Origin of the sequence: Pseudomonas sp. GL-B-12 (assembly GCF_019955895.1) — a bacterium.
GTDB lineage: Bacteria > Pseudomonadota > Gammaproteobacteria > Pseudomonadales > Pseudomonadaceae > Aquipseudomonas.
In genome coordinates this window covers 36176-56392 of sequence record NZ_JAHBCX010000040.1, presented here as the reverse complement: position 1 = coordinate 56392, position 20217 = coordinate 36176, and the positions used below count along the sequence as shown (strand labels likewise).

General features: G+C 61.5%; 8 protein-coding genes. 5 read left to right on the top strand and 3 right to left on the bottom strand.

Annotated elements, in window-relative coordinates; genetic code table 11:
- Window positions 1–9343: peroxidase family protein (locus KGA85_RS21560; protein ID WP_223533499.1), on the bottom strand; the 9343-nt coding region annotated here is incomplete at its 3' end.
- A 673-nt stretch (window positions 9344–10016) separates the two neighbouring features.
- On the opposite strand from KGA85_RS21560, the gene KGA85_RS21555 reads away from it, so the two are divergent.
- The 5 genes from KGA85_RS21555 (at window position 10017) to KGA85_RS21535 (ending at window position 16861) form a co-directional block, all read left to right on the top strand.
- The gene (locus KGA85_RS21555; RefSeq protein WP_223458476.1) at window positions 10017–11753 is read left to right on the top strand and encodes a type I secretion system permease/ATPase; all 1737 of its coding nucleotides are present in this window, start codon (window positions 10017–10019) and stop codon (window positions 11751–11753) included.
- A 6-nt stretch (window positions 11754–11759) separates the two neighbouring features.
- Window positions 11760–13100 carry an HlyD family type I secretion periplasmic adaptor subunit gene (locus tag KGA85_RS21550; protein ID WP_223458474.1) on the top strand — a complete coding sequence of 447 codons (1341 nt, stop codon included), beginning with the start codon at window positions 11760–11762 and terminating at the stop codon, window positions 13098–13100.
- A 1-nt stretch (window position 13101) separates the two neighbouring features.
- Complete coding sequence (locus tag KGA85_RS21545) at window positions 13102–14430, top strand: TolC family outer membrane protein (protein ID WP_223458473.1); 1329 nt, start codon at window positions 13102–13104, stop codon at window positions 14428–14430.
- A gap of 247 nt (window positions 14431–14677) precedes the next feature.
- On the top strand, window positions 14678–15808 hold the full coding sequence (locus KGA85_RS21540; RefSeq protein WP_223458472.1) for a carbon-nitrogen hydrolase family protein: 1131 nt from the start codon (window positions 14678–14680) through the stop codon (window positions 15806–15808).
- A gap of 3 nt (window positions 15809–15811) precedes the next feature.
- On the top strand, window positions 15812–16861 hold the full coding sequence (locus tag KGA85_RS21535; protein WP_223458471.1) for an AraC family transcriptional regulator: 1050 nt from the start codon (window positions 15812–15814) through the stop codon (window positions 16859–16861).
- 363 nt (window positions 16862–17224) lie between these two features.
- Here the strand turns inward: KGA85_RS21535 and KGA85_RS21530 are convergent, their stop codons facing one another.
- Both KGA85_RS21530 and KGA85_RS21525 read right to left on the bottom strand, forming a co-directional pair.
- Entirely contained in the window at window positions 17225–18064 is an 840-nt protein-coding gene (locus KGA85_RS21530; RefSeq protein WP_223458469.1) for a DUF2242 domain-containing protein, read from the bottom strand.
- Window positions 18065–18267: 203 nt separating this feature from the next.
- Window positions 18268–20139 carry a SurA N-terminal domain-containing protein gene (locus KGA85_RS21525; protein ID WP_223458468.1) on the bottom strand — a complete coding sequence of 624 codons (1872 nt, stop codon included), beginning with the start codon at window positions 20137–20139 and terminating at the stop codon, window positions 18268–18270.
- Window positions 20140–20217 lie beyond the last annotated feature (78 nt).

The window sequence follows — 20217 nt, the reverse complement described above, 5'->3', positions numbered from 1 at the left end:
CCGTGTCGTTGCCGGCACCGCCGAGCTCGGTCACCACGTCCCCAAGGTCGGTAACTTCGTAGACATCGTCGCCAACACCGCCGGCCATCGTGTCGGCACCCGTACCCCCGATGAGAATGTCATTGCCCGCGTCACCATTGAGGATGTCGTTGCCACCCAAGCCGTTCAGGATGTCGTTGCCATCACCTCCGCTGGCCACGTCGTCGCCTGCCGTGCCGGTGAATATGTCGGCACCGGCGGTACCGACAAACAGATCACCGACCACTGTCGTTGCGGCAGAGGTGACTCGCTCAAGTGTGCCGAGGTCATCGGTGTAACTCGCGATGACACGCAGTTGCTGACCGACCTGCACCTGGCTGGGCGTGAAGGTCGTGCCCGTCGCGCCGGCGATGTCGGCAAAGACCGCACCGCTCCCCGCCTGCCACTGATGGGTAATCACCGAGGTCGTGGTCCCGTTGGCGTCGGTGAACGCATCCGTGGCGGTCAAGCTGGAGCCTTCCGTCGGGGTCGTATCGCTGATCAGCACCGTGCCAACCGGTACGACGTTGACGGGGCTGCCGCCGAGCGGCGCAGTTGGCGCGGTCGGCGCCGAGAACACGCTTTCCAGCACGCCGTGGGCGTCCTGATAGACGGCCCTGACGCGCAGCAGCAGTCCCTCCTCAGCCGCGGTCACCGTGAAGGTCGGACCGGTCGCGGTTCCTAGTCCGCCTCCGAGCGCAATACCGATGTCGTCGAAGATACCACTGCCCGGGTTTGTCTCGACCTGCCATACGAAGGCGATGGGACTGGTGATCGCACCTCCGCTAGCGACATTGTCCGCATCGCTGACGGTGTCGGCCAACACCGTCAACACTTGGCCAACGGCCGGCGTGCCATCGCTGATCCTCAGCAAGCCCACCGGCTCGGCGTTCAAGCCCGCCACCAGGACCCGCGACTGATCGGCGAACTGCAGCCGCTCGACATTGCTGAGCCTGTCAGTACCGTCCCGACCGACGACGCTGTCGGCCACGGTGATCGTGCCGTCGACGTTCTCGATGACGGTGTAGTCGGCCAGAAGGCCGGTGTACAGGGCCGTGTCGAAGGAATGGCCAGGGTTAAGGGGGTCAGGCGCATCCGTCAGGATCTCACGGACGGCGACGAGTTGGCCGGGGTTGTAAGTGCCGTTGAGCATGAGCGGCACCAACGGGACCATGCTGTCGAACGTTGCGATCTCCGGACCTGTGCCATCAATGTTCTGCCGCACACTGATACGTACGTTGAGCCACTTGTCACCGTCAATCAGGTCATCGCCACCACGGCCTTGGATGATGTCGCTGCCGCCGCCGCCGAGGACGATGTTGCCGGCGCCGAACTGATCGTCGGCTGTGCCGGCGATGCCATCCGCGCCGTTGCCGGCGGTGCCGACGAACGAACGCAGGCCGCTGATCAGGTCGAAGTTGGTGAGCACGCTGCCCTGAGCACCGGCAGCCGCGATCACGGTGGCATCGGCATCATTGCCACGCAGGATGTCGCTGAAGTGCGATCCCGACAGACCTTCCACCTGACGGAACCGAGCCACGGTTGCGCCCAACTCCGGCAATGGCGCAGCGAGAGCGATGTCGGCGAGGCCCAGGTCGACGGACACGCCGAACGGGTCGTCCTTGAAACCGGCCCAGTCGTAACCGGAACCGCCCAGGTAGCGGTCGCCCGCACCGCCGTTGCCGTACATGATATCGTCGCCGCCTTCGGCCATGAATCTGTCGGGCGAGCCGGTGCCAATGAAGATGTCGTTACCGCGTATCAAGTCGAGCCCGTTCGGGTCGAAATTGTCGCCGGGAGCACCATCGGCCGTTCCCCTCTCGATCCAGTCGTCACCTTCGTTACCCATCAGTTGTTCGTCGGCGATACTGCCCATGATGAAGTCGTCGCCCGCGCCACCGAAGACCTCCGAGGAGTCCTCACCGGTGACGATGAAGTCCTTGCCGAAGCCGCCGAGGTTCAGATTCACGCCGTTGCCACTGTGGATGACGTCGTTGCCGTCGCCGCCATGAATGGTGTCGTCGCCCCCGATGTCCGTGATGATGTCGTCGCCGTCGCCCCCGACCATGAAGTCGTTGCCGTAGCCACCTTCGAGGCGGTCATTGCCACCGTCGCCATAGAGCGTGTCGTCGCCGTCGCCAGAAACGAGAATGTCATTGGCGGCCGAGCCACCGAGCACCACATGGTCTTCGCCGGTGTACTGCAGGTAGTTGGTATCAGGGCCGACCGTCGCAGGGTTGTCCCGAATGACCAGCGGCGTGAGGAGGATGCCGCCGACAGGGTCGGCATTGCCCGGCAGGTTGTCGGCGGCCTCATTGACTGGCGTCAATGGATTGTCGACCAATATGCCATCCGGCCCGGCAATCACGCTCGCGTTGAACTGCCTGGTCGGGTCGACCTCCAGGGTAAAGGCCGGAGTCAAGAACATGACGGCTGGGAGGTGGGTCGCATCCGTGTTGGCCATCACCAGTCTCGCGAACGAGTTGTTCTCTAACTCGGTGACGAAGTTAAGCCCCGCGTTGCGTTCCAGGTAGTAGAAGCGGTCGGCGTTCTGCAGCTTCTCCATCTGGGTCTCGAACACGAAGTTGAAGGTCGAGCCGAGCATGCCGCCAAACGGCATTTTTTCCTCGGCGAGGCCGCCGATCCAGAGGTCGATGTTGTCCAGACCGGTAATGGTGACGCCGGTCGGGCCACTCGCCCAGGCGCCGGTGCTATTGAGGAAGTCCAGCCGGTCCGCCGGCTCGCCGGCACCGCCCAACACCAGGAGAGAGGCTGCGGCGCGCTTCCCGTCGAGCGTGGTGGCGCTGGTAATGGAGGCGTGCGTGCCATAGGCGGCGATGAAGTTGATCAGCGATTCCGGATGCTTCAGGTGTTGCACCAAATCGGACCAGCTGATGTAGGGCTTCAGGTTGCTGTCGCCGGTCGCGGTGTAGAACTCACGACGCGCCTCGTTCAGGGTCGGAAGCCCGGTATCACGACCGCGCGCGATGTTGAGGGCGGGCAGGTCGAGCGGCAGGCCCAGCAAGTTGTTGCGCACCGCTTCGGTGACGAACTCATCGATCTCGTTGCCGACCTGGCGCGTCACGCCGCGGACGATGGCACCGGCCGCCTGCTCCGGGGTCGGGCCGCTGGCCGCAAACGCCAGCGGATTGAGGAAGGCCTGAATCAGGCCGACCTCGCTCGAGACGAAGTTGGGGTCCAGCCGGTCGATGGTCTCGACCAGCATCGAGTGGCCGAGGCGGTAGACCGCGTGCGCGAACTCGGCGACGATCGCCGGGTCGATCTCGGTTTGATAATTTTGGTGTTCGCCAAGGAAGGGATCGATGTTCGGCTGAATGGTACGCGCGAACTCTTCGAACACCAGGTGCTGGTACTGCATCTCGGTACCGAATTTCGCCGCCTGGAACAGGCGCTCTCCGTTCCAGTGCAGGGCAGCGATCTCAGCCGCGGTTGTTGGCAACACCAACAATTGGGCATCGGGCATCAGCCACTGGTTCAGGAAGTTGACATCGTTGGAGGCGATGGCCACATCCTTGGTGTGCTGGACCAGACGGTTGTGCTCCGAGTGGAAAATCGCGTGGACGGTGGTCAGGCCGATGTTCTCGTTGACCCGGCCGTCGCCGGCGATGTAGTGCGCGTCAAGCAGTTCGTTGTCGTAGAAGCCTGCGGCCACCGGTCCGCCAGCAACGTCATCCAAGTCAGCCAAGAGCGGAGCACCGGTCTGGCTGTCCACCGGAACGGCGGTGTGGGCGATATCGATGAGGAACTGGTGGCCGGTGCGCACGGCATTGACCAGGCTGATCGGCGCCGCCGGATTACCCTCGACGAGAACATCATCGGCGGTATCAGCAATACCATCCGCGCCCCTCATCATGACCATCGGGAAGCCGTTCGGGCCCTTGATGAAATTGCCGTAGGCATCGGTGGCGAGCAGCGGCACGTTGTCGAAGTCGGCATCGGTAAGATTAATGCCAAGCAAGTCGTGCGCCTGCGCCTTTACTACTTTCCAGGTGGCCATCCCGCCGATTTCGACGTCGTCGGCAGTGCCGAACAGGCCATCGGCGCCCAGGTCACGATTGGTGATCAGCTTGCCGGTCGCCACCGGCTCGCCAGCGGCATTGAACTCGTAGGCGCGCAGGAACACCTGGTGTGAAGGATGCGAGGTATAGGTCTGGTTCTGGTCGACGAACGGCGTGGTGGTGTTTGCAGCCTCGTGAATGTCGTCGGCGGTGCCGAGGATGCCATCGGGCCCGGGCAGGTTGGTGGCCCGCGTCAACACCATGAAGTTGGTCGGGCTGCCCGCAACGAACAGCGGATCGTCCGGCTGCAGCGGGATGAACACCGTGCCGCTGCCGCCCTTGGTCACCAGGTCGAGGCCGTGGTCGAAGAACTGACCGAAGAAGGTCATCCAGGTATTGAACGGTGCGGACAGACCTGCGTCCGGCGCCACGTTAGGCATGAAAAAGGTCTGGAACGTCGTGCCGTCGGTACGGGTTCCAGTAACCACCTGCGCACCGTCCTTCAAGACATCGTCAACCGTGCCGAGGATGCCATCCGGACCGGGATCGAACGTGGCCGCGACCGCCGCCGGGTTGGTGGCGGTGTTGTCGGCGATCAGATTGCTGATGGTGCGAGGCTGCGAGTCGGTCACCAGGCCGCTGGTCTGGGCGTAAGAGGTGCCCGCCTCCGCCGTATCGAACTGCGCCGGAACCAGTCGCGGGAAGACCGTGTCGGCTGCACCGAACTCGTTCTGACCCGCCACCAGGTTGTTGAACGACCCGTCGACCGTGCGCAGGCCCAAAGGCACCCGTGCATTCGGCAGCATGCTGAGAAGATCCTCACCGGCCGCATTCCTTTCCGAGATCAGAATCTGATCGAGAATGAACTGCAGATCGGCCCGGATATAGTGCACACCGGTGCTGGCGACCGGAGTCTCGACCGGCAGCGGGGCTGCCGCTGGCGGAGCAACGCCGGCTACGACCGCTGCGGTTGGAGCAGAGAACGCAGTCTCAAGCACACCATTTTGATCCTTATAGACGGCCCTGACGCGCAATTCCAGCCCGGCGAGATCCGGGGTCACCCTGAAGGTCGGCCCGGTTATGTGCGCCAATGCTGCGCCCCCGTCCGCAAGACGGGTGATGTCCTGAAAGACGCCCGTACCCGGGACTGCTTCGAACTGCCAGTAGAAGGCGATCGGTCCGGTGATGGCACCGCCGGCGTTGTCGGCATCGGTCACGCCGGCAGCCGACACCCTCAGCAACTGACCCGTGGTCGGCGTAGCGTCCGGGGTGTTGCTGGCAGCATCGAGTATGGTCAGCAAGCCCAGCGGGTCGTTGTTGAGCCCGACCCCGCCTGGCAGGGTGAGCGACTGATCGTTGAACTGCAGCCGCTCGATATTGGTCAGGCGGTCGGTGCCGTCGCGCCCGACGACGCTGTCGGCCACGGTGGTCACGCCGCCCACAGTGGTGACGGTATAGTCGAGCCGGTTGCCAGTGAACAAGGTCGTGTCAAAGGCGGGGGCAGCAGTCAGGATCTCGCGGACGATGACGAGCTGACCGGGGTTGAAGGTACCATCGAGCATAAACGGGATCATGGGCTCCATGCTGTCGAAGGTGGCAATCTCCGGCCCAGTTCCATCAAGGTTCTGGCGCACGCTGATGCGCACATTCAGCCACATGTCGCCGTCGATCAGGTCGTCACCGCCGCGGCCTTCGATGATGTCGCTGCCACCACCGCCGAGGAGGATGTTGCCCGCGCCGAACTGATCGTCTGCCGTGCCCAGGATTCCGTCCGGGCCGGCTGCAGCCGCGCCAAGAAACGCCCGCAGACCGTTGACGAGGTCAATATTGGTGAGCACGCTGCCTGGGACACCGGCAGCGGCGATCGTGGCCGCGTCGGCATCATCGCCGGTCAGCATGTCGCTGAACGCCGACCCCGACAGACCTTCCACCTGGGGGAATGTGGTATGCACGCCTGCAACTGAAGGCGACAGGGCCGATTGTTCGAAGGCGACACGGCTCATGTCCACAGTCACGCCGTAATGATCATCCTTGTAGGTGGCCCAGTCGAAACCGGACATGCCCAACATCTTGTCCGGGCCCTCACTGCCGATGAAGATGTCATCGCCGCCTTCACCGATCATTTCATCGAAGCCGCCGTCACCGCTGAAGACGTCGTTGCCGCCGGTCAACTCTGCCAGCAAAGCCAGTGGCAGGTTACCGGCGAAATTGTCGCCGGGGGCGCCGTCCTGGGTCCCGACCTCGATCCAGTCGTCGCCATCGCCGCCCATCATTTGTAGGTTCAGCCGGCTGCCGAGCATGAAGTCATTGCCAGCGCCAGCGAAGACCTCCGAAAAGTCCTCGCCGGTGACGATGAAATCGTTGCCGGCGCCGCCGAGAATGATATTGGTGCCGTTGCCGCCGTGGATGACGTCGTTGCCGGCCTCTCCGTGGATGACGTCGTCGCCGCCCATGTCGGTGATGATGTCATCGCCATCGCCACCCTCGATCTCGTCGTTGCCATAGCCGCCTTCGAGGCGATCATTGCCGGCGTCGCCCCAGAGCGTGTCGTCGCCGTCGCCAGAAACGAGAATGTCATTGCCGGCGGTGCCGCCGAGCACCACATGGTCTTCGCCGGTGTACTGCAGGTAGTTGGTATCAGGGCCGACCGTGTTGGGATTGTCGCGGATGACCAGCGGCGTGACCTCGACGCCGTTGATCATGATGCCACCAGTGGGATCGGCATTGCCGGGCAGGTCATCGACGGTGCCCAGTATGCCGTCCGGACCGGCAATCACGCTCCGGTTGAACTGCCTGGCCGGGTCGACCTCAAGGGTAAAGGTCGGGCTCGAGAACATGAGGGCCGGGAGATGGGTCGCGTCGGTGTTGAGCATCACCATCTTGGCGAACGAGTTGTTCTCGAGCTCGCTCAGGAAGTTGAGTCCCTGGGTGCGGTGCAGGTAGTAGAGCCGGTCGCCGTTTTGCAGCTTCTCGAGTTGGTCCTCGAAGACGAAGTTGAAGGTCGAGCCGAGCATGCCGCCGAACGGCATTTTTTCCTCGGCCAGGCCGCCGATCCAGAAGTCGATGGCATCAACGCCGGTAATGGTTGCCCCATTTGCCAGGTTGGCATAGACGCCGGTGCTGTTGAGGAAGTCCAGGCGATCCGCCGGCTCACCGACGCCGCCCAACACCAGGAGCGTGGCCGCTGCGCGCTTCGCGTCGAGCGTGGTGGCGCTGGTAATGGAGGCGTGCGTGCCGTAGGCGGCGATGAAGTTGATCAGCGATTCCGGGTGCTTCAGGTGTTGCACCAAATCGACCCAACTGGTGTAGGGCTTCAGCTGGCTGTCGCCGGTGCCGGCGTAGAATTCACGGCGCGCCGCGTTCAAGGACGGGATGCCGGTATCGCGGCCGCGCGCGATGTTGAGGGCGGGCAGGTCGAGCGGCAGGCCCAGCAAGTTGTTGCGCACCGCTTCGGTGACGAACTCATCGATCTCGTTGCCGACCTGGCGCGTCAAGCCGCGGACGATGGCGCCGGCCGCCTGCTCCGGGGTCGGGCCGCTGGTCGCAAACGCCAGCGGGTTGAGGAAGGCCTGAATCAGGCCGATCTCGCTGGAGACGAAGTTGGGGTCCAGCCGGTCGATTGTCTCGGTCAGCATCGAGTGGCCGAAGCGAAAGACCGTGTGCGCGAACTCGGCGACGATCGACGGATTGATCGTGTCATCGAAGTCTAGGAAGGCGTCGACTTGCGGTTGAACGGTACGCGCGAACTCTTCGAACACCAGATGCTGATACTGCATCTCAGTGCCGAACTTGGCCGCCTGGAACAGGCGCTCACCGTTCCAGTTCAAGGTCGACAGATCAGCAGGAACAGCCGTGACGGGCGTCAGCAGCCACTGGTTCAGGAACGTCAGGTCGCCGGCGGCCGTTGAGGCGAGGATCGTGTCCTTGGTCTGCTGGACCAGCCGGTTGTGCTCGGAGTGGAAGATGGAGTGGACGGTGGTCAGGCCGATGTTCTCGTTGACCCGGCCGTCGCCGGCGATGTAGTGCGCGTCGAGCAGCTCGTTGTCGTAGAAGCCTGCGGCCAGCGGGCCGCCGGCAACGAGGTCGGCATCGGCCGTCAGTGGCGCACCGGTCTGGCTGTCCACCGGAACGGCGTTGTGGGCGATATCGATGAGGAACTGGTGGCCGGTGCGCACGGCATTGACCAGGCTGATCGGCGCAGCAGAATTACCCTCGACGAGAACATCATCGGCGGTATCAGCAATACCATCCGCGCCCCTCATCATGACCATCGGGAAGCCGTTCGGGCCCTTGATGAAATTGCCGTAGGCATCGGTGGCGAGCAGCGGCACGTTGTCGAAGTCGGCATCGGTAAGATTAATGCCAAGCAGGTCGCGCGCCTGCGCCTTCACCACTTTCCAGGTGGCCATCCCGCCGATTGCGACGTCGTCGGCCGTGCCGAACAGGCCATCGGCGCCCAGGTCACGATTGGTGATCAGTTCGCCGGTCGCCATCGGCTTGCCGGCGGCATCGAATTCATAGGCGCGCAGGAACACTTGGTGCGAGGGATGCGAGCTGTAGGTCTGGTTCTGGTCGACGAACGGCGTGGTGGTGTTTGAAGCCTCGTGGATGTCATCGGCGGTGCCAAGGATGCCATCGGGCCCGGGCAGGTTGGTGGCCCGCGTCAACACCATGAAGTTGGTCGGGCTACCCGGAACGAACAACGGATCGTCCGGCTGCAGCGGGATGAACACCGTGCCGCTGCCGCCCTTGGTTACCAGATCGAGGCCGTGGTCGAAGAACTGACCGAAGAAGGTCATCCACGAGTTGAACGGCGCGGACAGGCCCGCGTCCGGCGCCACGTTAGGAATGAAAAAGGTCTGGAAAGTCGTGCCGTCGGTACGGGTTCCAGTAACCACCTGCGCACCGGCCTTCAAGACATCGTCAACCGTGCCGAGGATGCCATCCAGACCGGGATCGAACGTGGCCGCGACCGCCGCCGGGTTGGTGGCGGTATCGTTGACGATCAGGTTGCTGATGGTGCGCGGCTGCGAGTCGATCACCAGGCCGCTGGTCTGGGTGTAAGAGGTGCCCGCCTCAGCCGGGCGGAAGACTGGAGTGGTCAAGCGCGGGAAAATGTTGTCGGCTGCGCCGAACTCGCTCTGACCCAGTCTCAGGTTGTTAAACGTCCCGTCGACCGTGCGCAGACCGAAAGCAAATTCCGGGTTCGGTATCAGGCTGGCGAGCGACTGGCCGGCAGTATCCGCTTCCGCGATGAAAATCTGCTGGAGAATGAACTCCAGGTCCGACTTGTTGAAATTGGCCATTTTGGATTGCCCTCGATCTGTCTGGGTCAAGGCACGGGACGAGAAAATCCTCCCGCGCCAAGTCAAGTGCTGGCTTGCGCAGTGTGTTGGTTATGTTTTTTAGCGAGAGCTCTGGCGTTACCCGTGACCCGGGATACGCGCCTGGAATTCGCGAAATGAATTGCTCGCCGGGCGATCAGGCAGAGCGGATTCGAGCCCTGGGCGGGCCATGGAATCTGGAAGTGAAGGCGAACGTCCTGGACAGCCCCTTCCCTCTGCAAAAGAACGAAATGATCGACATGATTCTGCTCCTCTCAGGAGAATCACCGCGCCTTGCGTTGCCAAAGCGATGGCAGGTTTCAGGCGGGCGGCCCCCCGATAACTAAGACTAAAGTTCCATAGCAAATATTTGTCAATTTAACGTCACTAAAACAGACGACTGGTGTTTGACAGCTCAACTAGCTGTTTTTAAAAGACATATAGAAAGTTGAGTGCAGGTATAGAGCGAAATGTTATTTCTAACTGTTTCATCGCCACCTACGCTGCTGCATAAGGGAGCAACGCTGCGATTTCGCAAGACTCGCCATCCATAGAGCGACCAGCCTGCGTGTCCATAAGCTGTTTACGGATCTACATTTACCGTTAACTGTTGCGCCACAGGGGCAACCGGCTTTTTCGAAGTGGGAGGACCAACATGCCCAAGCAGTCGAGCATCCGTTCCGAACTGGCCGACGCGATCTTTCGCATGCGCCGCAGTTTTTACTCGCTGGCAGCGTTCAGCGGTGTCATAAACGTCATGATGTTGACGCCAGCCGTTTATATGCTGCAGGTCTATGATCGAGCCCTGGTCAGTCGCAACGTCACGACGCTGGCGATGTTGACCGTTCTGGTGTTAGGTCTGTTCTTGCTGATGTCTACGCTGGAAATGATCCGCACCCGCGTGCTGATCCGGGTCGGCAACTGCCTCGACATGGAGCTCAACCAGCGCATTTTCACCGCTGCATTCGAGCGCAACCTGAGCCGCGCCGGAGGTAATCCGGCCCAGGCGCTGCAAGATCTCGCGCAGGTTCGTCAGTTCGTCACCGGCAACTCCCTGTTCGCTTTCTTCGATGCACCGTGGACACCGATCTATCTGCTGGTCGCCTATCTGATCCACCCACTGCTCGGACTGCTCACGCTGATCGGCTCGCTGATTCTGGTGGCCCTGGCTTGGCTCACCGAGAAGGCGACGCAGAAGCCGCTGGCCGAAGCCAATCAGGCCGCCCTCTCCTCCGCCCTGTACGCCAACAACAACCTGCGCAATGCCGAGGTCATCGAGGCCATGGGCATGCTGCCGTCGATCAGCAAGCGCTGGTACCAAAGCCATTTGCGCATCCTGGAAATGCAGACCCTGGCCTCCGACCGCGCCGCCTTGATCAGCAGCACCGGGCGCTTCGTGCGGATCACTTTGCAGTCGCTGATCCTCGGCGCCGGTGCGCTGCTGGCGATCGACGGCAAGATCACCCCGGGGATGATGATTGCCTGCTCGATCCTCACCGGCCGCGCACTGGGCCCGGTGGAACAGGTCATCGCGTCGTGGAAGCAACTGCTCGGCTGCCGTTCGGCCTGGGGACGGCTCAACGAGATGCTGCACGACTATCCGCGCCGGCCACCGAGCATGTCGCTGCAGCGGCCGCAGGGCATGTTGGCGGTGGAGAATGTGTATGCCGGCGCCCCCGGTACCAACAACACGATTCTGCGCGGGGTGGGCTTCAGCCTTGTCCCCGGCGAAAGCCTTGGCATTATCGGTCCATCCGCCTCGGGCAAATCCACCCTCGCCCGCCTGCTGGTTGGCGTCTGGCCGGCGCAGGCGGGCAAGGTACGCCTGGACGGCGCGGACATATTCACCTGGAACAAGGGTGAACTTGGCCCCTGGCTCGGCTACCTGCCACAGGACGTGGAGCTGTTCGAGGGCAACATCGCCGACAACATTGCGCGCTTTGGCGAAGTGGACAGCGAAGCGGTCATCCGCGCCGCCAAGATCACTGGCGTGCACGAGATGATCCTTCGTTTTCCACAGGGTTATGACACCCGTCTGGGCACCGATGGCAGCCCGCTTTCCGGTGGCCAGAAGCAACGAATCGCCTTGGCCCGCGCATTGTATGGCGAGCCCAATCTGATCGTGCTGGATGAGCCGAACGCCAACCTCGACGACGTCGGCGAAAAGGCCTTGGTCGATGCGCTGGCCGAACTCAAGGGCCGCGGTGCCACCGTCATTCTGATTTCCCACCGTCCCAACGTACTCTGCGCCGTCGATAAAGTACTGATGTTGCGCGACGGCGGCGTGCAAATGCTCGGCACGCGCGATGAAGTATTCGCAGCGCTACGCAAGGCCGCTGTAATGCCTGCAGGCGCGTCGACCCCTCTGGCCTCCGTCAAAGCACGGGAGTGACCGATCATGCAAATGAGCCAACACACCGAGATGATCAAAGCCGATACCAGGAGCATGGTAGATCTGGACGTCGGTAAACCCGCGCGATGGGGCGTGTGGCTGGTGCTCGCCGGCTTCGGCGGCTTCCTCCTGTGGTCCTGGCTCGCGCCGCTGGATGCCGGCGTGGTCGCGACAGGCACGGTCAAAGTCACCAACAATCGCAAAGCCGTGCAGCACCTCTCCGGCGGTACCGTGGAGGCCATTCTCGTTCGCGAAGGCGATCTAGTGACAAAGGGTCAGGAGGTGGTCCGCCTCGACTCGTTGCGTGCCGCTGCCGAAGAAGGTGCGGTCAGCGCCCAGTACATCGTCAGCAAGACCGTGGAAAACCGCCTGGAAGCGGAACGTGACGGCCGCGATGTGGTGAACTTCGACCCCGAGTTGCTCAAGCGCTTCAAGGATGACCACCGCCTGGAGGCCGCCATGGACCTGCAACAGCGCCTGCTGGACACCCGGCGCGCCGGACTCGCTGGCGAAATCAGCATCCTGCAGGAAAACCTGGCAGCCTCGGCAGTGCAGCTCAAGGGCCTGCAGCAGGTCTATAGCGCCCGCGCCTCGCAGATCAGCTTCCTCAACCAGGAACTGCAAGGCACCCGCGTGCTGACGGCCGAAGGCTATGTGCCGCGCAACCGCCTGCTTGAGCTGGAACGCAACAATGCCGAGCTCTCCGCCGGCCAGGCCGAGAACCTCAACAACATTGCCCGCGTGCGTAGCCAGACCACCGAAATCAAGCTGCGCATCCTGCAGCGCCAGCACGATTACCTGAAGGAAGTCGAATCGCAACTGACCGACACCGCCAAGGAAAACACCACCCTGGCCGACCGCTTGCGCTCGCTCGACTATGAAGTGACCCACACGGTGATTCGTTCGCCGATCGATGGCATGGTCCAGGGCCTGAGCATTGCCACCGTCGGCGGGATCATTCAGCCCGGCTTCAAAATCATGGAAATCGTTCCGGTCAACGAACCGCTGCAGGTCGACGCGATGATTCCCGTGCAGGCCATCGACAAGATGGTCCCCGGCCTGCCCGTGGACATTTCCTTCCCGGCTTTCAACCATGCCAAGACGCCAAACATCCCCGGCCGCGTGAAGACCATTTCCGCCGACCGCCTGATGGACGAGGAAAGCAAGCAACCGTTCTATCTGGCTCAGGTGGAGGTCACGCCCGATGGCATGGGCCTGCTTGGCAGCAATCACATTCGCCCCGGCATGCCCGCCAGCGTCACCATAAAGACCGGCGAACGCAACATGATCAGCTATCTTCTTAAACCAATGCTCGATCGTGTGGACAGCTCATTCAAGGAACAATGAGATGGAACGTCGTTGCCTGCTCTTCTGCCTGCTGGGGTTGGCCCTGCCGGCCAACGCCATGGACCTCAAGCAAGCCTGGGATCTGTTGCAGTTCCAGGGCCCTATCTACCAGGCCTCCGTGCATGAAAAAGAGGCTGGCGAGGAAAACCGCGCCATCGGCAAGGCCGGCCTGCTACCGCAGATCAATGCCTCGGGCTACCACAACAAGGTCAATGGCTCCCAAAGCCAGAGCGGCATCGACAGAGATCTCCATTACGACTCCAAGGGCGCCAACGTGCGCCTGCGCCAGCCGCTGTTCAACAAACAGAAGATGGCCGAATACCGCCAGGGTCAGCAGCGTGCCGACTACAGCGACGCGGTATTCGATGCCAAGACCCAGGACGCCGCGGTGCGCTTGTCCGAAAGCTATTTCGATGTGCTCCTGGCCAGCGAAACCATCGTCCTGGCCAAGTCCAAGCTGACCGCCTTCGAAGAGCAACTCGCTTCGGCGAAGCGGCGCATGGAGCTGGGGGCCGGCACCGTCACCGACATCGACGAGTCGGCCGCTCGCCGCGACCTCGCTGACGCCGAGCTGATCGAAGCGCAAGACAACCTGATCAACGCGCGCCGCAAGCTTGAGGAATATATCGGTGAAACCCCCGAGTCACTGACCACCTTGCGCCCGAGCTTCGATACACCACCCCTGCTACCGAGCAACCTGCAGGACTGGTTGGTCAAAGCCCAGACCGATAGCCCGCTGATCCATGCGCGCCGTTATAGCAGCGACCTCGCAGCAGAAGAAGTGAAGCGTGCCAGGGCTGGCCACTGGCCAACACTGGATTTCATTGCCGGCTACACCGCGGGTGAGAGCCAGTCACTCTCCGAGTTGAATCAACGCAACCACTACGGCTCAATCGGGCTGGAAGTCAATATCCCACTGTACAGCGGTGGCGGCGTCAGCGCGTTGACACGCCAGGCCAGCGCCAATAGCGATAAGGCCATGGACGAACTCGACGCCGCGCGACAGGAAGTCATCACCGAAACCACCCGTGAGTATCAAGGCATCCTGAGCGGCGCCAAACGCATTCGCGCGCTGGAGAAGGCAGTGGAGTCCAACGAACGTTCACTGGCATCGTCACGCAAGGGCTTCAAAGAGGGCGGCACCAGCACCAACTCGGACGTCCTCAATGCCGAAGAGCTGCTCTTCGTTGCGCGCCACGATCTGTTCGATGCCAAATTGCGCTATTTGATGTCGCGCCTGCGCCTGGCCTCCTCAGTGGGCAGCCTGGGCGACGACGATATCAACCAGATCAACGACTACCTCGGCCCGGAACTGCTGGTCACCAAATAACGTTCACCTGCCGGCCGGTCGAGCCAAATGATGGCTGACCGGCGTTTTCCTCCCATGATCCCCACCCCGTCAAATCACCTCTCGTTTAACCCGTTCATTCATCGCTGCATCTCGGCGCAGAAAGGCAGCCGCCAGCGAAAAAACCGTCAACGTTGAAATTTGCCCACTAAGCCCTTGATTCCCTTTATGCTCAACCCAGTTCCAAATGAAAAGCCACGCCCGGCTCCAGGCTGTAAACTGTTTCCCCATGCGCAAACTTTTGTACCTGACATTCTCCATGGCGTTGCTCGCCGCCCTCACGACCTACGCAATGTGGGCCGCAGACCGGCCGGTGGGTCATTACCTTTCGGACCTGCGGATCAACCTGGCTGTCGACCAGGGCACGCCTGCGGACCGTGGCAATCTGTTGGGCATTCAGCCCGAACTGTTTCCTACCGATTATCAAAGTCCCGAGCGCTTGCACCGCAAGCTCGCGGCCTATCTGCAAGCAGCCCGGGACCAGGGCTTGTTGAACGGCAAGACCGTCGTGGTGTTGCCGGAACACGTCGGTACATGGCTGATGGTCAGTGGCGAGAAGGATGAGTTGTATCAGGCCAGCACCCTCAAGGAGGCCATGAACTGGCTGGCGGTGAGCAATCCCCTGAAGTTTGCCAAGGCGTTGATCAGCGCCGAGGGTGGCAACCGTCTGGACGATGCCCACCTGCGCATGAAAGCCAAGGCGATGGCCAGAGACTACCAGGCATTGTTCGGAGGGCTGGCAAAAGAATTCCACGTCACGCTGGTGGCGGGCTCCATCGTGCTGCCCGAACCGAGCATCATCGACGGCACCCTGAAAATCGGCCGCGGCGCGCTGTACAACAGCAGCGTAGTGTTCAACAGCGATGGCCTGCCGATCGGCCAGCCCCAGCGCCAGATGCACCCGTTCTTCGCAGAACAGAACGGGATCAAGGCGAACGGCGAGCACTCGCTCAACGTCGTTGATACCCCCGCAGGAAGGCTGGGCGTATTGATCGGCCACGACAGCTGGTACCCGGACAACTACCTCAAGCTCAACGACCAGAGCGTACAGCTGGTTGCGGTACCGGCCTTTGTTGCCGGCCGTGGCACCTGGGATCAACCATGGCACGGCTACAGGGGTTCTTCGGCGCCGGCATCGGTCAACTTGAAGCCTGGAGAAGTCAGTGAAGGCCAGGCCTGGCAGCGCCTGACTCTCACGAGCCGGAGTCCGGCCAGTCAAGCCGTCGCTGGCATGAGTGTGTTCCTGCGGGGTCAGTTCTGGGATCAGGCCAGCGCCGGGCAGAGCTTCCTCAGCAGCAACGGCCAGCACTTTGCCGACGGCAACGCCCAGGGTGCGCGTTTGCTGAACCTCTGGTTGTAAGCCATGAAACCGCAGCCGATGCGCCTCGGCGATCTGTCGGTGGGTTTTGTTCATAGCCTGGCCGATGCCGTGCGCAGTCATGGCGTCGATCCGCAGCCACTGCTCGATCAATACGGCCTTGATGCCGCGCGCCTGAGCGAAGCCGGTGCCCGGCTGTCGATTCCGCGCTACATGCGCCTGGGCCACGGCGCCATTCAACTGACCGACGACCCGGCCCTTGGCTTGCGCATGGGTCAGCTCAGTCGCCTGAGCCAGGCCGGCCTCGCTGGCGTCACGGCCGCCCAAGCGCCGACAGTACGAGAAGCCGCGCGCTGCCTGATTCGATTCGAAGCCTTGTACGGTTCGAACTATCGGGGCCAATCAAGCTTTCACGAAGACGCCCGGGGCGCCTGGCTGCGCTTCTATTCGATCAGCCCCTACAACGCCTACAACCGCTTCGTGGTGGATTCGATCATCGCCGGCTGGCTGCAGCAATTATCCAGTGTCAGCCCTGCCCCGCTGCGCGCCGAACGCATCGAAATCGAATTCGAAGAGCCCGGTTACCGCGCGGCCTATGACGTTTTGGGTGACTGTCCGATTCAGTTTGGCAGCGAGCGCAATCAACTGCGCTTGAGCCTGGCAAGTCTCGCCCAGCGCAACCCCGAGCATTGCCCGAGCACCTGGCGGCATTTGCTACAACTGTGTGAGCGGGAGCTGGAACAACTGACACGCACCCGCAGCCTGCGTGAACGCATCATCGCGCTGCTGGGACCCTTGCTCAATGGTGGCCGCGAGCCCGACCTGCAAGAGGTGGCGACACGCCTGAAGCTGCCCACCTGGACCTTGCGCCGCAAGCTCGCCGATGAAGGCACACAGTTTCGTGCGATTCTCAACGACACTCGCCGCGACCTGGCCATGACTTACATACGCGACACCGAACTGGCGTTCGGAGAGATCGCCTACCTGCTGGGCTTTGCCTCAGCCGAAGCGTTTCAACGCGCATTCAAACGCTGGAACGGGCAGACACCCGGCGAATTTCGCCGCAGTCATAGAAAAACAGCTCAAAGCCTCTAGCTGCAAGCGACAAGTTGAAGCTTTAAAGCTCAGTAGCGTCTTCTGCTGGCTCCAGTGGGTCCAGTTCGAAAGCCTGGTACTCGAGCAGCTCTTCTTGATAATCGTCCATTTCTGAATCCCCCAACCCGTATTGAAAAACGTCTGAATAAATGACCAATCCCTTGAGCATAAAGTGCCCGCGTGAAGGAAAAATGACGCGGACACGACACTCTGTCGCTACTGAATAAAACGTAGCAGCTGGTCAGGAATTTAGCATTGGATTTTTTCGCAGGAGGCCGCAGAACAGCGGACTTGCTTGATGCGGGTCAATATTTTGGCTGGTCACAGGATCGGATCATCTGATCCGATCCTGTGGCATCTCCATCACTGACCGGAGGCAGGCATCGCCGGGATGGGTTCGCTCGGCGGAGGCAAGTCACTCGGGTTCGACGGTGGCGTGACGCTTTCCTGGAACGATGCAGGCTCTACACGCTCGGCCGGCGTGATCGGCGCCGCTTCAGGAGGCGGAGCAACCGGCTCGGAGGCCGCTGGAACCGTTTCAACGGGTGCAGGTGCAGCAGGCTGTACAGCGGGAGCTGCTGCCGGGGCTGGTGCCAGCGGTGCCGGCGCTGCCTTGGCTTCAGGCATGCCCAGGTCCGTTTTCGGCTTTTCGGGGATGTGCGCAGCCTTTTTCGCTTCCGGCGGCAGGAACAGCTCGACCAGTGCGAAGAAACGCTCGTAGAACTTGGCAGACGATACGGTTTCGCTGGCGACCTTGACCATCGAGTCATCAGAGGAGCCGATCGGCATCGACACCGAGCCCAACACGCCCACACCGAGACTGGCGGAGTTGTTGGTCTTCTTCAGCGCATAACGATCCTGCAGGGCGTTGGCGAATACGGTCGCGTGATGCCCTTCGCTGCCGTCATCGGTACAGACCACACTGAAGCTGATCTCCATGTGATTCTCGCCGGTCTGCTGGAAGCTCTTGTGGCCGCTGACCAGCTTCGAATCGTTGCTGGTGATGATGTAACCCTGGCTGAGCAAGGCGCGACGGGCGGCTTCACAGCTCTGGGTATCGGTGACCGGATAGTTTCGGGAGAAGGTTCCGGAGTCGTCGAAATTCTCATGCTCATAGATGGCGGCCTTGTTCGATGAACAACCGGCCGCAGTGGCGAGCATGGCTGCCAGCCCGACAACCCGCATGGGAAGTGATTTAAACATTGAACATCCTGAGGAAAACGGTTCGGGGCGTATTGTGCAACAGATCGATGCTTAGCGGAGCATCGATCGTGCCTTAAAACGGTTACAGGCTGATTGACCCCGATTTTGCGCAAAAGTCACCGCGGTATATGACGTACGGCCAAACAAAAAGACCCCGGCCTTTCGGCCGGGGTCTCCTGTGCAGCGTCAAACCTGGTCAGGCATCAGTAACGCTTGATGTCTGCCTGGCTTTCCAACTGCTTGCGATAAGCCGCAAAATCTTGCTGGCCGATGCGCGAAGCGAGGTAGCGACGATACTGCGCTTTCTCTTCTTCGGTCGGCGCCTCGGCTTCGTTCACGCCATTGAGGCGCACGATCATCAGGCTGCCATCAGCCAGCGTCACGCTGGTGAAGGTCGGCTTGTCCTTGGCCGCTGGCTTCGCCATGCGGAACAGCGCTTGCAGCATCGCTGGGTCGACCCCTTCCTGACCGCGAGTCGCCGCTTCAGTGACTTTCCAGGCCTGGCCGTCGACCGCCTGATCCAGCGGGGTCTTACCATCGCGCAGGCTGGCAATCAGGGCTTCAGCCTTGGTCTTGGCATCGGCACTGGCGTGCTCCTTGGCCAATTGCACACGGATCGCGGCAGAGACGCTTTCCAGCGGCAATTGCGAAGGCTTCAGGTGCTCCTTGGCACGCAACACGACCACGGTTTCCGGATCGAGCTCGATGGCGGTGCTGTTCGCGCCCTCATCCAGGACTTCCGGGCTGAACGCGGCAGTGATTACGCCACGGTTGGCCGCAATACCCTCACTGCCTTCACGGCCGAACGGCTTGGACGTATGGACGGTCAGTTTCAGGTCCTGCGCTGGCTGAGCCAGATCGGACGCTTCAAACGAGGCGTCTTCCAGTTGCTTGCTCGCCTCAACGAAACGCTGCTCGACCTGCTGGGTTTTCAGACCGCGGGTCAGCTTGTCTTTCAGGCTGGCGAACGCTGGCACTTCTGGCGCTTCCACGCCCAACAGCTTGACCAGGTGGAATCCGAAGTCGGTGCGAACCGGCCCCGAGACCTGGTCCATGGTCAACGAATACAGGGCTTTTTCGAACGCCGGGTCGTAAACGCCAGGACCGGCATAACCCAGGTCACCGCCGTTGTTCGCCGAACCCGGATCCTGGGAGAACTCCTTGGCCAGCGCCTCGAATTTCTCGCCCTTGGCCAGACGGGCCTGGATCTCTTCGATCTTCGCCTTGGCTTGCGCCTCGGTGGTCTTGTCGTTGACTTCAATCAGAATGTGCGCAGCCCGGCGTTGCTCGGACAGGTTCGCGATTTCTTTCTGATAGGCCGCTTGCAGGTCTTCGTCGTTGACGCTGACCTGGTCGAAGAAGGAAGCCTTCTTCAGCTCGAGGTAATCGATGACCACCTGATCCGGCGTCATGAATTCCTTGGCATGCTCCTCGTAATAGGCCTTGACCTCATCGTCGGTCAGCTTGACCGCCGCCGGGTCGGCCTTGATGTTCAGGGAGGCGAAATCGCGGGTCTGTTTTTCCAGACGGGCAAACGCCAACACCTGTGCATCGGTCACGAAACCGCTACCTGCCAGACCGGCCCGCAGCTGACCGATCAGCATTTCCTGAGCCAGCATCTGGCGGAATTGCATGCGGCTATAGCCGAGCTGGCGAACCACCTGGTCGAAACGCTCGGAGCTGAACTTGCCATCAACCTGAAACTCTGGTGTTTGCAGGATGACCTGATCAAGCGCCGCTTCGGAAAAAGCAAATTTCGATTGTTCTGCGCCTTGCAGCAGCAGCTTGCGATCGATCAGGCCCTTGAGAGCCGATTCGCGCAACATTTTTTCATCGAGCAAGGAAGCATCGAAATCCTTGCCCAGCTGTTGCATGAGCTGGCGGCGTTGCATATCAACCGCCTGGCTCAGCTCGTTCTGGCTGATTTCATCGCCATTGACCTTGGCCGCATCATTACTGTGCGACGTGGCCTTGAAGATGGCATCGAAACCGGTCAAAGCCATCAGAACTACGATGACCCCGATAATAGTCTTGGCAATCCAGCCTTGTGAATTGTCCCTGATATTCTGCAGCATGCGTCCCCCAGAAACGGTTGAACTTCAAAATTAGGCAACCGTGGAGCGTGGGTAGAATCCGGATAGAAGAAAGGCGCA

What these genes read in the sequence shown, in the direction of transcription:
- KGA85_RS21555 (WP_223458476.1), top strand. Translation starts at nt 10,017, where the DNA reads ATGCCCAAGCAGTCGAGCATCCGTTCCGAACTGGCCGACGCGATCTTT.
- KGA85_RS21550 (WP_223458474.1), top strand. Translation starts at nt 11,760, where the DNA reads ATGCAAATGAGCCAACACACCGAGATGATCAAAGCCGATACCAGGAGC.
- KGA85_RS21545 (WP_223458473.1), top strand. Translation starts at nt 13,102, where the DNA reads ATGGAACGTCGTTGCCTGCTCTTCTGCCTGCTGGGGTTGGCCCTGCCG.
- KGA85_RS21540 (WP_223458472.1), top strand. Translation starts at nt 14,678, where the DNA reads ATGCGCAAACTTTTGTACCTGACATTCTCCATGGCGTTGCTCGCCGCC.
- KGA85_RS21535 (WP_223458471.1), top strand. Translation starts at nt 15,812, where the DNA reads ATGAAACCGCAGCCGATGCGCCTCGGCGATCTGTCGGTGGGTTTTGTT.
- KGA85_RS21530 (WP_223458469.1), bottom strand. Translation starts at nt 18,064, where the DNA reads ATGTTTAAATCACTTCCCATGCGGGTTGTCGGGCTGGCAGCCATGCTC.
- KGA85_RS21525 (WP_223458468.1), bottom strand. Translation starts at nt 20,139, where the DNA reads ATGCTGCAGAATATCAGGGACAATTCACAAGGCTGGATTGCCAAGACT.